The sequence below is a fragment of the Phenylobacterium sp. genome (assembly GCF_036563385.1).
GTDB lineage: Bacteria > Pseudomonadota > Alphaproteobacteria > Caulobacterales > Caulobacteraceae > Phenylobacterium.
In genome coordinates, this window is sequence record NZ_DATCML010000004.1 from 664132 (window position 1) to 677361 (window position 13230).

The 13230-nt window shown below is 71.0% G+C and carries 14 protein-coding genes and 1 pseudogene; 8 read left to right on the forward strand and 7 right to left on the reverse strand.

Annotated features, from left to right (window positions below):
- Positions 1-50 precede the first annotated feature (50 nt).
- Positions 51-467, forward strand: a complete 417-nt coding sequence (locus tag VIL67_RS04160) for a YkvA family protein (protein WP_332047579.1) — start codon at positions 51-53, stop codon at positions 465-467.
- Here the strand turns inward: VIL67_RS04160 and VIL67_RS04165 are convergent.
- The 3 genes from VIL67_RS04165 to VIL67_RS04175 form a co-directional block, all read right to left on the reverse strand.
- Positions 451-1374: a DMT family transporter gene (locus VIL67_RS04165; RefSeq protein WP_332047580.1), complete on the reverse strand. Its 924-nt coding sequence runs from the start codon at positions 1372-1374 to the stop codon at positions 451-453. The genes VIL67_RS04160 and VIL67_RS04165 overlap by 17 nt on opposite strands.
- Entirely contained in the window at positions 1371-2237 is an 867-nt protein-coding gene (locus VIL67_RS04170; RefSeq protein ID WP_332047581.1) for an SDR family oxidoreductase, read from the reverse strand. Before VIL67_RS04170 ends, VIL67_RS04165 begins: the two co-directional genes overlap by 4 nt.
- 83 nt (positions 2238-2320) lie before the next feature.
- Positions 2321-3322 (reverse strand): NADPH:quinone oxidoreductase family protein, encoded by a 1002-nt coding sequence (locus VIL67_RS04175; protein ID WP_332047582.1) that lies wholly within the window; start codon positions 3320-3322, stop codon positions 2321-2323.
- A gap of 153 nt (positions 3323-3475) precedes the next feature.
- Here VIL67_RS04175 and rlmN point away from each other — a divergent pair, with 153 nt between their 5' ends.
- From rlmN to VIL67_RS04190, 3 genes are all read left to right on the forward strand, one after another.
- Positions 3476-4651 carry a dual-specificity RNA methyltransferase RlmN gene (gene rlmN / locus VIL67_RS04180; RefSeq protein ID WP_414696181.1) on the forward strand — a complete coding sequence of 392 codons (1176 nt, stop codon included), beginning with the start codon at positions 3476-3478 and terminating at the stop codon, positions 4649-4651.
- Between the two features lie 76 nt (positions 4652-4727).
- The gene (locus VIL67_RS04185) at positions 4728-5156 is read left to right on the forward strand and encodes a DUF350 domain-containing protein (protein ID WP_332047583.1); all 429 of its coding nucleotides are present in this window, start codon (positions 4728-4730) and stop codon (positions 5154-5156) included.
- Positions 5157-5159: 3 nt separating this feature from the next.
- Entirely contained in the window at positions 5160-5990 is an 831-nt protein-coding gene (locus tag VIL67_RS04190; RefSeq protein ID WP_332047584.1) for a S1 family peptidase, read from the forward strand.
- A 233-nt stretch (positions 5991-6223) separates the two neighbouring features.
- Here the strand turns inward: VIL67_RS04190 and VIL67_RS04195 are convergent, their stop codons facing one another.
- Genes VIL67_RS04195 through VIL67_RS04205 form a run of 3 tightly spaced genes read right to left on the reverse strand, consistent with a single transcriptional unit; the run spans position 6224 to position 9928 of the window.
- A complete protein-coding gene (locus tag VIL67_RS04195; RefSeq protein ID WP_332047585.1) occupies positions 6224-7924 on the reverse strand; it encodes an AmpG family muropeptide MFS transporter in 1701 nt (566 codons plus the stop codon).
- Between the two features lie 32 nt (positions 7925-7956).
- Entirely contained in the window at positions 7957-9495 is a 1539-nt protein-coding gene (locus tag VIL67_RS04200) for a response regulator (RefSeq protein WP_332047586.1), read from the reverse strand.
- Between the two features lie 49 nt (positions 9496-9544).
- Positions 9545-9928: a helix-turn-helix domain-containing protein gene (locus tag VIL67_RS04205; protein ID WP_332047587.1), complete on the reverse strand. Its 384-nt coding sequence runs from the start codon at positions 9926-9928 to the stop codon at positions 9545-9547.
- A gap of 169 nt (positions 9929-10097) precedes the next feature.
- Here VIL67_RS04205 and VIL67_RS19620 point away from each other — a divergent pair.
- From VIL67_RS19620 to VIL67_RS04220, 4 genes and pseudogenes are all read left to right on the forward strand, one after another.
- A pseudogene (locus VIL67_RS19620) lies at positions 10098-10166 on the forward strand (hypothetical protein); the annotation flags it as partial.
- A gap of 175 nt (positions 10167-10341) precedes the next feature.
- The gene (locus VIL67_RS04210; RefSeq protein ID WP_332047588.1) at positions 10342-10677 is read left to right on the forward strand and encodes a hypothetical protein; all 336 of its coding nucleotides are present in this window, start codon (positions 10342-10344) and stop codon (positions 10675-10677) included.
- Positions 10678-10871: 194 nt separating this feature from the next.
- The gene (locus VIL67_RS04215; protein ID WP_332047589.1) at positions 10872-11234 is read left to right on the forward strand and encodes a hypothetical protein; all 363 of its coding nucleotides are present in this window, start codon (positions 10872-10874) and stop codon (positions 11232-11234) included.
- Between the two features lie 68 nt (positions 11235-11302).
- The gene (locus tag VIL67_RS04220; protein ID WP_332047590.1) at positions 11303-11740 is read left to right on the forward strand and encodes a hypothetical protein; all 438 of its coding nucleotides are present in this window, start codon (positions 11303-11305) and stop codon (positions 11738-11740) included.
- On the opposite strand, the gene VIL67_RS04225 is transcribed toward VIL67_RS04220, so the two are convergent.
- On the reverse strand, positions 11695-13224 hold the full coding sequence (locus tag VIL67_RS04225; RefSeq protein ID WP_332047591.1) for a YifB family Mg chelatase-like AAA ATPase: 1530 nt from the start codon (positions 13222-13224) through the stop codon (positions 11695-11697). The genes VIL67_RS04220 and VIL67_RS04225 overlap by 46 nt on opposite strands.
- Positions 13225-13230: the final 6 nt, after the last annotated feature.

Consider the following 13230-nt stretch of genomic DNA (forward strand, 5'->3'; position numbering starts at 1 on the left):
GCTTTGCTCCCGCTCCCGTTAGATGGTGGCTTCCAAAAGGCATTAGCCCGATGAGCGCAGGCGCAAAAGACTCACCCGACGTCACCTTCGATCCGCGCACGCCGATCGATCCCAGCCGGGCGCTGGTGCCCTCGGTCATCAAGCTGAACGAAGAGCGGGTGAACCGCGGCTTCTGGCCGAAGATCCGCCGCGTGGCCGCCAAGGTGCCGTTCGCCGCCGAGGCGCTCAGCGTCTGGTACTGCGCCAAGGACGACGAGACCCCCACCGCCGCGAAGGGGATGATGCTGGCGGCGCTCGCCTATTTCGTCCTGCCGACCGACGTCCTGCCCGACTTCATCGCGGGCCTCGGCTACACGGACGACGCGGCGGTGTTCGCGACGCTGATGTCCCTCGTCGGCAAGAACCTGAAGCCGCGCCATCGGGAAGCGGCGCGCCGCTCGATACGCCGGCTCAGGCTCGAGGACTGACCTTCGACATCTGGTGCTCGCGCCAGGTGATCAACAGGGTCGAGGCCACGACCACCGCGGCGCCCGCCAGCGTCCAGACCGTCGGGAGCTCAGCGAACAGTACGAAGCCGGCGGCCGCCGTGAACACCAGCCGGATGTAGTCGATGGGCGCCATCGCGGCCGCATCGCCCACCTGCATCCCCTTGATGTAGCAGGCCTGCGTGATGGTCCCGAGTACGCCCATCAGGCACAGCAGGACGAGGTCCACCGGCTCGGGCCAGCGCCACGTCAGGAAGGCGCCCGGCAGCGAGAAGATCAGCCCGAGCGTCATGGCCCAGACCAGCAGCACGGTGGGCGAGTGGTCGCGGGTCATCACCTTCATCCCGGTGATGGTCAGGGCGAACAGGAACGAGGCCGCCAGCATGGCCAGCGCCGGCAGGCCGAGCGCGAAGTCGCCCCCGGCGCCCGGCCGCAGCATCAGCAGCACGCCGCCGAACCCCACCACAGCCGCCGCGATCCGGAGCGGCCCCACCTTCTCGCGCACCACGAAGGCGGCGAGCGGCACCAGCCACAGGGTGCGGGTGAACGACAGTGCGTTGGCGTCGGCCAGCGGCATCTTCTGGAAGGCGTAGAACGACAGGATCATCGCCACCGTCCCGGCCGCCGAGCGGAAGAACAGGATGCCCGGCCGCGTGGTGGCGTAGGCCGCCCGGCCCTGCCGCAGGATCACCGGCAGCAGCACCGCGAACCCGGCCGCCTGGCGGTAGAAGGTCTGCAGCGCCGCCGGATAGTCGTCGCCGAGGAACTTGATCAGCGTCGTCATGGCCGTGAAGCCCAGCGCCGACCCCAGCATCCACAAGGCGCCGCGGACATTCGGCGTCAGCCCGCCGCGGGACTCCGGCCGGACGAGCGCCGGCTCGTCGGTCATGACCCCGCGCTGTCGGCGGGCGCTGCGAACATGTCGCCGAACATCTCGGTGAACGGGCTCGGCGCCGCCTGGTCCCAGGAATGCCGGCTGCCCACGGTGATCCCGCCATCAACCACCAGGTGCGTGCCGGTGACGAAGGCTGAGGCGTCCGAGGCCAGGTAGAGGGCCGCCTGGGCGATGTCCTCCGGCATGCCCGCCTTGGGGACCGGCTGCACCTTGTCGGCGTGGGTGGCGACCAGAGCCGCCAGCTGGTCGGCGCCCTGCCTGGGCATGCCCAGCGAGGCGCCGAAGATCGAGGTGGCGATCAGGCCGGGGCAGATGGCGTTCACCCGGATCCGCTGCGGCGACAGCTGGGCGGCGGCGACCTTGCTCATGTGGATCACCGCGGCCTTGGCCGAGGAGTAGGCGATCGGCCCCCAGCCCGCCTGCAGGCCAGCGATGGAGGCGGTGTTGACGATGGATCCGCCGCCGCGCTCCAGCATCAGCGGCACGGCGTGCTTCATTCCTAGCGCTGGCCCGCGCACCAGCACGTTGTAGATCCAGGCCCAGCGCTCGGCGTCGATCTCGGGGATGGTCCGCATGGCGTCGGAGATCCCGGCGTTGTTGAACAGGATGTCCAGCCCGCCGAACTCGCTCTTCGCCAGCTGCGCAGCGGCGGCGATCTCGTCCTCGAGCGTCACGTCGCAGTGGGCGTAGCGCACCGTGACTGGGAAGCGCTGCTCCAGCATCGCCCCCTTCTCGTCCTGGATGTCGGCGGCGACCACCTTCGCCCCCTCGGCGACGAACAGCTCAACGGTCCCCAGGCCGATGCCCGAAACCCCGCCGGTGATGACGGCGACCTTGCCTTCCAGACGTCCGGCCATGCGGCCCTCCCCGTGTTCTTGGTTATCAGCGATCAGATACACGGGTCCTCCCCCGTGGCAACCGGGGGAGGATCTGGGCTCCGTCAGTCGACCGTGACCACCACCTTGCCCATGGCCTTGCGGCTGGCCAGGTGCTTGATCGCGTCGGCGGCGCGCTCGAGCGGGAAGCGCTCGGAGACGTGCGGCTTGATCTTGCCCTCGGCGTACATCTGCAGGAGCTCCTGCACGCTCTGCTGGTGCCGCTGCGGGTTCTTGCCCACCCACGAGCCCCAGAACACGCCGACGATGTCGCAGCCCTTCAGCAGCGCCAGGTTCAGCGGGATCTTCGGGATCTCGCCCGCGGCGAAGCCCACCACGAGATACTTGCCCTCCCAGGCGATCGATCGCAGCGCCGGCTCGGCATAGGCGTCGCCGATGGCGTCGTAGATCACGTCGGCGCCGTTCGGCCCGGTGGCGTCCTTGAAGATCTGGCCCAGCGCCTTCTGGCCGTCGCGGTCGAACGGCCCCTTCGGATAGACCACGCCCGACGCCGCCCCGCGGCTCAGGCACAGGTCGACCTTCTCCTGGCTGGACGCTGCGGCGATCACCTTGGCGCCCATCACCTTGCCGAGCTCGACCGCGGCCAGGCCCACGCCGCCGGCGGCCCCCAGCACCAGTAGGCTCTGGCCGGGCTGCAGGTTCGCCCGGTCCTTCAGCGCGTGGTAGCTGGTGCCGTAGGTCATGATGAAGGCCGCCGCGTCGTCGAACGGCATGGCGTCGGGGATCTTCACCAGCCGGGCGGCTTCCAGGGCCAGCTCCTCGGCCATGCCGCCCCAGCCCGTGTTGCCCAGCACCCGGTCGCCCGGCTTCACGTGGGTGACGCCCTCGCCGACGCTCTTCACCACGCCGGCGATCTCGCCGCCCGGCGAGAACGGCCGCTGCGGCTTGAACTGGTACTTGTCCTCGATGATCAGCACGTCGGGGAAGTTCACCCCGATGGCCTTCACCTCGACCACGGCGAAGCCGGGCTTGGCTTCCGGCGAGGGCATGTCCTCCAGCACCAGGCTGTCGGGCCCTCCGACTTCCTTGCTGAGCAGCGCTTTCATGGGACGTCCCTCGTGGTCGTGTTGGATCAGAGGCGGCGACGCTAGCCCAGTCGAACAGCTGTTTGAAGAGGCTCCCCGACGACAGGGCGACGCGATTTGGTAACCGGCGGTCCGTCACCTATATTCCGCGGCCTCCTTGGAAGGACCTGCCACTTGGGCGTGACCCTCGACCTCAGCCGTGCGCCGGCGCAACCGCTCGCGACCCACGCGCTCGCGCCGGTGAAGCCGAACCTCTCGGGCCTGACCCGCGGGGAGCTGCAGGCTGCGCTGGTGGAGGCCGGCGTCGTCCGGCCCGAGAAGGCCCGCATGCGCGCCAGTCAGCTGTGGCGCTGGATCCACCACTACGGGGTCACCGACTTCGCCGCCATGAGCGACGTGGCCAAGGAGACCCGCGCCGCGCTGGCCGAGGCCTTCACCCTGGCCCGCCCCGAGGTGGTGGAGCGGCAGGTGTCCAAGGACGGCACCCGCAAGTGGCTGATCCGCATGGCCCCAGGGATCGAGGTGGAGACGGTCTACATCCCGGACGTCGGCCGCGCGGGCGCCCTGTGCGTGTCGAGCCAGGTCGGCTGCACCCTGAACTGCACCTTCTGCCACACCGGCACCCAGGCGCTGGTGCGCAACCTGACGACGGCCGAGATCGTCGCCCAGGTGCAGGTGGCCCGCGACGACCTCGCCGAGTGGCCCTCGCCCAAGGAAGACCGCCGGCTCTCGAACATCGTCTTCATGGGCATGGGCGAGCCGCTCTACAATCTCGACCACGTGGCCGCCGCCATGGACATCATCTCGGACAACGAGGGGATCGCCATCTCGCGCCGGCGGATCACCGTCTCCACGTCCGGCGTGGTCCCGCAACTGGCGGCGCTCGGCGAGCGCACCCAGGCCATGCTGGCCATCTCGCTGCACGCCACCAACGACGAGCTGCGCGACCGGCTGGTGCCGCTCAACAAGAAGTACCCGATCGCCGAGCTGATGGCCGCCATCCGCGCCTACCCCGGCCTGTCGAATTCCAAGCGGGTGACCTTCGAGTACGTGATGCTGAAGGGCGTCAACGACAGCCCCGCCGAGGCCAAGGCCCTGGTCCAGCTGCTCAAGGGGATCCCGGCCAAGATCAACCTGATCCCGTTCAACAAGTGGCCCGGCTCCGAGTACGAATGCTCGGACTGGAAGACCATCGAGGCCTTCGCCGCCATCCTGAACCGCGCCGGCTACGCCTCGCCCATCCGCACGCCGCGCGGCCGCGACATCCTCGCCGCCTGCGGCCAGCTGAAGAGCGAGAGCGAGAAGCTGCGCGCCAGCGCGCGGCGCAAGCTGGACGCTCCCCAAGCCTGACGACCGGGCGGCCCAGTGTGCGGCCGCCCGGCCCCCGTGCTATGTGACCGGCAGTTTCCGAGGGCCGGCGTCACACATGCCTACACCAGTCCAGTCGCCTGAGATCCAGGCGTTCGCCCAGGGCTTTCCGATCACCCTGCTGCACGGCGGGGTGACCGTCCTGATCCTGCTGGCGGCGGCGGCGCTCTACGTGCTGCTCACCCCGCACAAGGAGATCAGCCTGATCCGCGAGGGCAACACCGCGGCGGCCGTGTCGATGGGCGGCGTCCTCGTCGGCCTCGCCATTCCGCTCGCCGTCTCGCTGCACGCCTCCACGAACCTGATCGAGATCGGGCTCTGGGGCGCGGCTACGGTGGTGGTCCAGCTGCTCGTCTTCCGGCTGGTGGACATCGTGCTGCGCGGCCTGCCCCGGCGCATCCAGGACGGCGAGATGAGCGCCGCGGCCATGCTGGTGGGCGCCAAGCTTTCCACGGCCATCATCATCGGAGCGGCCGTCTCCGGCTGACCCATGCACTTCCCGCGGCTCCCGGACTGGCTGATCTACGCCTGCGTGGTGGTGGCCCTGCTGGTCGCCGCCATCGGCCGGCAGGAGCGCGCCGACGCGCCCGAGCCGCCGCCGCCCGCCCCGGAGGTGGAAGGCGAGGTGTTGGGCCCGTCATCCCCGTTCGATCCTTCGGTCGTTGTGGACGTGCCCGACGCCGCCGGGCCAGCCACCGGCACCGCCTTCTCGGTCGCCGAGAGCGGCGTGTGGCTGACCGCCCGCCACGTGGTCGACGGCTGCCGCACCGCGGCCATCGTGGTCGGCGCCGGCGAGGGGGTGGCCGCCCGCGTCACCATCGATCCGCGTGGCGAGGCGGCCATCCTGACCACCGACGGCGGCGCGCCGGCCCTGCCGCTTGCGCTGGCCGAGAACCTCCGCCGCGGCGAGCGGGCCTACCATCCGGGCTTCCCGCAGGGGGAGCCGGGGGAGGCGACGTCCAAGCTGATCGGCCGCGAGAACCTCGTGGTGCGGGGCCGTGGCGCGCGCAGCGAGCCGGTGCTGGTCTGGGCCGAGACCGGCCGCACCGAGGGGCTCGAGGGGTCCCTGGGCGGCCTCTCCGGCGCGCCGGCGCTCGACGACCAGGGTCGGGTCGTCGGCGTCACCATCGCAGAGAGCCCGCGCCGCGGCCGGATCTACACCACCGCGCCGGAGACGGTGCAGGCGACCCTGGCCTCGACCCGCCGTCGCTACGTGGCGCCGCCGCTCAACGCCAACCTCACTCCAGACAACTATTTCCGCGTCGCCGACAGCCTGCGCCGCGACCTGCGGGTCGCCCAGGTGGTCTGCCTGACCGCCTGATCCCCTCTACCGCAAGGCGGGTGAGGGCGGCGCCGGATCATCCCCACCGTTGGACCTGCGCGCCCGGGTCCAACCTCTTGCCCACCGTTCCCCCGGAGCCGCCCTCACCCAGCCTCTCCCGCGCCTACGGCGCTGGAGAGGAGCCTTCTCCCTCTCCCGCAAGGCGGGAGAGGGCCGGGGTGAGGGCGGCGCCGCGATCCGATCATCCGAGGCGTTGGACCCGTAGCTCTCGGCTAACCCGCGGGCGAGACGCTCTTCGGCTGCCGCGCCGCCACCACGAAGGCCAGCACGATGGCGACGATGCCCACCGCGGCCGAATAGAGGAAGAAGACGATGTAGCCCGAGCCCAGCGCGGCCGGCGTGACGCCGGACTTGGCCGCGCCGTCCACATAGGCGTCGGCCGGCAGCCGGCCGAACAGGCCCATCAGCGGGGCGAACGCGCCGCCCCCTTGCGCGGCGGCGGCCGAGCCTTCGACGATCCGCCCCGACTGCGAGGCGATCAGCTTGCCGGGCAGGGCGTAGAGCGAGGAGAAGAGCGCGTATTGCGTGGCCGTGAAGCCGGCCGAGGTCAGGCTCGACATGTAGGCGATCAGGCAGGTTCCGGAGAAGCCCGAGGCCACGTTGTCGACGCCGATGGCGATGAACAGCGCCGTCAGGTCCGACCCCTGCAGGGCCAGCCACGCGAACACCAGGTTCGACAGCGGTCCCGCGAAGGCGCCGATGACCAGGGCGCGCATCAGGCCCAGCTGCGCCACGGCCCAGCCGCCGAGCCCGACCCCGAACACGGTCATGATCACGCCGAACACCTTCCGCACCTCGGCGATCTCGGTCTTGGTGTAGCCGAGGTCCGCGTAGAACGGGTTCATGATGTTCAGGACGAAGTCCGACAGCCGGTAGACGCAGATCAGCGCCAGGATCAGGCCGGCGACGCCCCGATAGCGGACAAAGAAGTCCCGGAGCGGCTCACCCAGCGCGGCGCTCAGGTAGACGCCGGGTCGCGTCCGCACCCGCGGGATCGGACAGGCGGCCAGTACGATCACCGCCAGGCCGACAATCACCGCGGCGAGCTGGGCGTACACCCCTTCGGGCTTCTTTTCCCAGATGGCGGTTACGGCCTCGCCGGCGCCCGGCAGACCGATCCCGCTGAACGCGGAGGCGAGCAGCGAGGCGTTGGCCGCGAGGCCCGACCCCAGCACCACCGCGCCGAGCGCGAACAGCACGAGCCGCGCCAGCCACTCGGGAAATTCGAGCGCCGGGCGGGAGGGCGTCCCTTCGGCATGGATCGGCCGGATGACGTGCTCCTTCTCCTTCGGCGCAGCCAGCGCCCCGCCGATGCCGACCAACATCAGGGCGGCCATGACGGCGTAGGAGAGGTTCCAGTTGAACTGATCCGCCAGCACCAGCGGTGCGGCGCCGGCGGTGATCATCGCGATCCGATAGCCCCACTGATAGGCGGCCGCCATCGCGCCCTGCTTCTCCACCTCCGCCGCCTCGATCCTCCAGGCGTCGATGACGATGTCTTGGGTGGCGGCTGTGAAGCCGACGAACACCGCGAACGCCGCCATCAGCCCAAGGCTGGCGGCGGGGTTGGTCCCCGAGATCAGCCATAAGCCCAGCATCACCAGCAGTTGGGTTGCGACCATCCAGGACCGCCGATGGCCCAGCCAGCGCGTGAGCAGCGGCACGCGCGTGCGGTCCACCAGCGGCGCCCACAGGAACTTCATGGAGTAGGCGAGGGTCGCCAGGGCGAAGACCGAGATCACGCTGAGCGACAGCCCCGCGTCCCGCAGCCACAGCGACAGGGTGTCGAAGATCAGCAGGTTCGGAAGGCCCGAGGCGAAGCCCAGCGCCAGCATCACCAGGGCGCGTCGCTCGAAGAAGACCCGGACGCCCGCGAGGGCTCCGCGTCTCGGCTCGGCGGCGTCGGCGCTCATTCAGGTCTCCGCGGTTCGGGGGCCCCCCGGCCTCAGCGGACCTTGGCGCGCGCCGCGAATTCCGTCCAGTCGCCGCGGGTCCAGCGCGTCAAGGCGGCGCGCAGCGCGTCGGGCGAGAGCGGCTTGACCAGGAAGTCGTCCATGCCCGCGGCCAGGCACGCCTGGCGGTCGTCGTCGAAGGCGTTGGCGGTCAGCGCCACGATCGGGGTGCGCAGGCCCGCGGCCCGCAGCTCCCGCGCGGTGTCCTCGCCGGACAGGCCGGGCATGCGCATGTCCATGAGGATGAGGTCGTAGGCGGCCACCTTCACCGCGGCGATCGCCTCCCCGCCGTCGTTGGCGTGGTCCACCTCGCAGCCCTCCCGCGCGAGCAGAGCTTTGGCGAGCAGGGCGTTGATGGGGTTGTCCTCGACCAGCAGCACCCGGGCGCCCGGCGCGGCCGCCGCGGCGATGCGCTCGTCGTCGGGCGCGGCGGCGGACTCCGCGCCCGCCCCTGCGGCGATCAGCACCCGCTCGGCCAGGGAGGCGCGGCGCAGCGGCTTGATCAGGTAACCGGCGAAGCCAGCCCGCTTGTAGCGCTCCATCCGCTCGCGCTCCTCGGGGGCGAGCAGGATGATCGACGGGCGCTTGTCGCCCTTCCGGACGATGCCGCCTTCCGGCGCCAGGGCGTGGTCGAGCAGCAGCACGTCCCCCGGTCGCGTGCGGGCGATGACGCCATCGATATCGGGGGCGGTCACCGGCACGCCGCCACAGGCCTCGATCTGCCGCCGGGCGGCGTCACGAACGATCGGGTTGGGCGAGGCGACCGCAACGGTGCGTCCCTCGAGGGCTGCGCTGGTCGCCGGGGCGGGGAGCTGTGGGAACGCGGCTTCGAACCAGAACACCGCGCCCCCGGTGCGGCCGGCGTCGACGCCCACGTCACCGCTCATGGCTTGCGCCAGGCGGCGCGCGATGGCCAGGCCGAGGCCCGCGCCGCCCACGTCCGCGTGGCCGATCTCCGTCTGGGTGAAGGCCTCGAAGATGCGCTCCCGGTCGGCGGCCGGCACGCCCGGACCCGTATCCTCGACCGTGAAGCGCAGTCGACCCGGCTCGGTCTCGGCGACGCTCAGCAATACGCCGCCCGAGCGGGTGAACTTGACCGCGTTGCCGGCGAAATTGAGCAGCACCTGGCGCACGCGGCTCTCGTCGGCGCGGATGCGGCCGGCGCGCTGGGGCGCCGCCCAGGCGATCTCCAGCCCCTTCTCCCGGGCGCGAGGCGAGAGCAGTTCGCACACGCCCTGCAGCAGCGCCTCCACGTCGGTAGGCTGCGGGTGCAGCTCGATCGCCCCTTCGCCAAGCTTGGCGAAGTCGAGCACGTCGTTGACCAGGTTCAGCAGGTGTTCGCCGCTCTCGCGCAAGGCCAGGGCGTAGGCCCGCTGTTCGGCTGTGAGGCGCGTGCCCTCCAGCAGCCGGGCCATGCCCAGCACCCCGTTCAGGGGCGTGCGGAACTCGTGGCTCAGCGAGGCGAGCTGCTCGGCGCTGATCTGGGTCCGCTTGGGACGGCGGGTCGAGAGAGGTCGAGGCGGTCGGCGCATGGAGGCGCGATCATGCCGGGAACCCTTTAACGCGAGGTCAAACCGCCGCTCAACGTCCGGTAACCATCTCCTTGGCGAGGGCGACCAGGGCCGCCCGCGCCCGGCCGTCGGCGATCCCGTCGAACGCTTGCAGCAGCTCGAGGGCGCCCGGCTTGGCCAGGGCGCGGAAGATCTCGTCGTCCTCGGCGCGTCCGTTCGCCTCCTCCCCCACCAACGCGCCGACCGTGGTGCCGAGCGCCTGGGCGGTCATCACCAGAGTCGAGGCCGCGACCCGGTTCGCCCCGCGCTCGTATTTCTGCACCTGCTGAAACGAGACGCCGAGCTTCTCGGCCAGGTCGGACTGCGAGAGGCCGAGCTGGCGCCGGCGCGTGCGGATGCGGGCTCCGATCGCCAGCTCGAGCGAGACCGTCCGTCCAGCGTCCTTGGCCTGCATGGCGCATCTCCCTGCGCGGAGAATAACCTTAACGGCAAAAGGGTTTCGCCTTAAAGTAGACGAAGGGATCAACAGCACGTTTACTGCTTCAGCCATGCCGCCGCGCGCCGAAATCGCCAACGATCCGGTCGAGCTGCTCACCCAGCGTGAGCGCGAATGCCTGCGGCTGGTGGACCAGCACCCCAGCTCCAAGCAGATCGCGCGCGAGCTTGGGATGTCCAAGACGTCGGTCGACACCTACTGCGACCGCGCCCGCCGCAAGCTCGGCGTGCCCGACCGCTACGAGGCCGCGCGGCTGCTCCGTACGCGGGACGTTAACCCTGTCCCGATTGGATCAGGACACGACACGATCAGGACAGACGCCCGCCCCGCAGACTGGCTCGATGAGCCGGCAACTCGGGAGGAGCTGAGCCATGGGCGACTGGCAGAACTTCGACAACCGCGCGGTGATCGGCAGGGCGCTGCGCCTGCGCCGGGAGATCGACGACTTCGAGGCCCGCTGGCCGACCCCGGCCCAGAGGGACGAGGCGATCCCGCTTTTCACCTGGGATCAGCTCGAGCGGCAGCTGACCGACTTGGCGGCTACGCCCCAGCAGGCTTCGATGGCGAAGCACCTGGTTTCCGCGACCCGGAAGCTGGCGCCTTTCAAGCCTTCGGAAATGGTGCTCCGGGAAATCCTCTGCATGACCTGGGTGCTGCTGGACGAGAACTTCAAGCCCGATCCGGATGGCTCGGCCGAAATGATCTGAGCCCCGCCGCCCGGCTGGGGGCGATCGTGGGGGTCGCGATCATCACCGCCCTGGCGTTCGGGGCGATGCTGGCGGGCCTCCACGCGCTCCAGGACCTGGCGCGGAATTTCTCCGGGGCCTGAACGGTCCCGAAACCATAACCCTGATATCCAATCGGCAGGCGGCCCACAGAAGGCGCCTGCAGGAGAGACCTCATGCTCAAGCAACGTCGTATGGTGGCGGAACAAATCGCCGGGGCGCTGTTCGAGGCCGAAGCGGCCATCGACGCAGCCATCACCAAGACTGCGACCCTCACGGGGGTAATGCCGGCGCTTCGCAGGGAAGCCGGGGCCTCGGCCCTGATCGGCCAGGACGCCGTGGAGCGCGCCAGCCAGGCCATCATGGCCCTGGCCGAAGCCCGCCGGGCCATTGTCGAGACCCACAAGGAGCTCAGCGTCGCCCAGGAGCAGATCGGGCTCGGCGCGGTGATGGTGGGCGATCCGGGCGGCGACAAGCCTGCGCCTGTGGCGGCCTCCCTCACTCGCGGTCGCCGGCTCCGGGCGGTGAGCGCCGCCTGAGGCGACGTTGCACAACCAGGCAATCGTTCGGCATTGTAGGCCCCTGGTAAGACCGGGGGCCTTTTGCTTTGGAGCTGCCTGCCTTTCTCTGGCCTGCGACCGTACTGGTCGTCAGCGCGCTGGCTGTATGGCGAGGCGGCCCGGATGAGCGGCTGAGCGCAGGCGGACTGCTCGCCGGCTGGGCATTCACGATGGCCGTCTACCGCACCGGTTTCAGGGAGACGGAATGGGGCATCTTCGCGGTCGACGCGGCGCTCCTGGCTCTGCTTTGCTGGATCGCACTCAGGAGCCCGAGGTACTGGCCACTGCTCGCCGCCGGCTTCCATCTTCTCGCTGTCGTCACCCACCTGGCAAAGAGCGTCGATCGTCAGGTGGGGGCCTGGGCCTACATCACGGCAGAGATCATCTGGGGGTATCTCCTGGCGCTTACGATCGGCTACGCCGCGTGGACGGCCCCGCGTCAGCTGGCGTTGGCGAACGCCGACGCCGCAGCCACCCGCCGGTAGATCAGCGCCTCGGCCACATGCACCCGGCGCACGGCGTCCGCGCCTTCCAGGTCGGCGATCGTGCGGGCCAGCCGCAGCGTGCGCGTCCAGCCGCGCGCCGTCAGCCCGCCGGCCTCCGCGGCCCGTGACAGCAGGGCCCGCGCCGGGGCGTCCAGGGCGGCGATCTCCTCAAGCCAGTCGCCGTCAGCCTGGGCGTTGAGCACCGGTGCGTCACGACCCTGCGCCCGCTCCTGCTGGCGCTGGCGGGCGCGCAGCACCCGGGCCGAAGCCTCCGCGGTGCCCTCGGCTGGCGGCGGCAGCGCGAGGTCGGCGGGCGTCACCGGCGGGACCTCCACCTGCAGGTCGATGCGGTCCATCAGCGGTCCCGACACCTTGGCCTGGTAGTCGGTCTGGCACCGCGGCGCGCGACCGCAGGCGCCGCGGCCCGCGCCGCCGTGACCGCAACGGCAGGGGTTCATGGCCGCCACCAGCTGAACCCGGGCGGGATAGCGCACGTGGGCGTTGGCCCGGGCGACGATCACCTCGCCGGTCTCCAGCGGCTGGCGCAGGCTGTCCAGCGCCTGGGCGCCGAACTCCGGCAGCTCATCCAGGAACAGCACCCCGTTGTGCGCGAGGCTGACCTCGCCGGGCTTGGCCTTGTGGCCGCCGCCGGTCAGGGCCGCCATGCTGGCCGAGTGGTGCGGCGCGCGGAACGGCCGGGCCCGGCGCAGCTCGCCCCGGGCGATCAGCCCCGCCACTGAGTGAACCATCGAGGTCTCCAGCAGCTCCTCTGACGTGAGCGGCGGCAGCAGGCCCGGCAGCCGCTGGGCCATCATCGACTTGCCTGAGCCCGGCGGTCCGACGAACAGCAGGTTGTGGCCCCCGGCCGCCGCGATCTCCAGCGCCCGCTTGGCGTTCTCCTGCCCCTTCACGTCGCGCAGGTCGGGGACCCGCTCGCCGTCAAGCATGGGCCCCGGCTTGGGGGGCGACAGCATCTGCGTCCCGCGGAAGTGGTTCACCAGGGCGATCAGAGACGGGGCTGCGAGGATCCGCGTGTCGCCGGCCCAGGCCGCCTCGGCGCCGCAGGCTTCCGGGCAGATCAGGCCCAGCCCCAGGCCGCCCGCCGCCACGGCCGCCGGCAGGGCGCCCGCGACCGCGGTGATCCGCCCGTCCAGCGACAGTTCGCCCACCGCCGCCCAGTCCGCCAGCGCGTCGGGCGGGATCACCCCCATGCCGGCCATGATCGCCAGCGCGATCGGCAGGTCGTAGTGGCTGCCCTCCTTGGGCAGGTCGGCCGGGGCCAGGTTGGCGATGATCCGGCGGGCCGGCAGGGCCAGCCCCAACCCCGCGAACGCCGCCCGCACCCGCTCCCGGCTCTCCGAGATGGCCTTGTCGCCCATGCCGACCAGGAAGAACTTCGCCTCCCCGCCGGTGAACTGCACCTGGACGTCGACGCGCACCGCTTCCACGCCCCGGAACGCCACCGTCACCACCCGTGCGGACATGCTCAG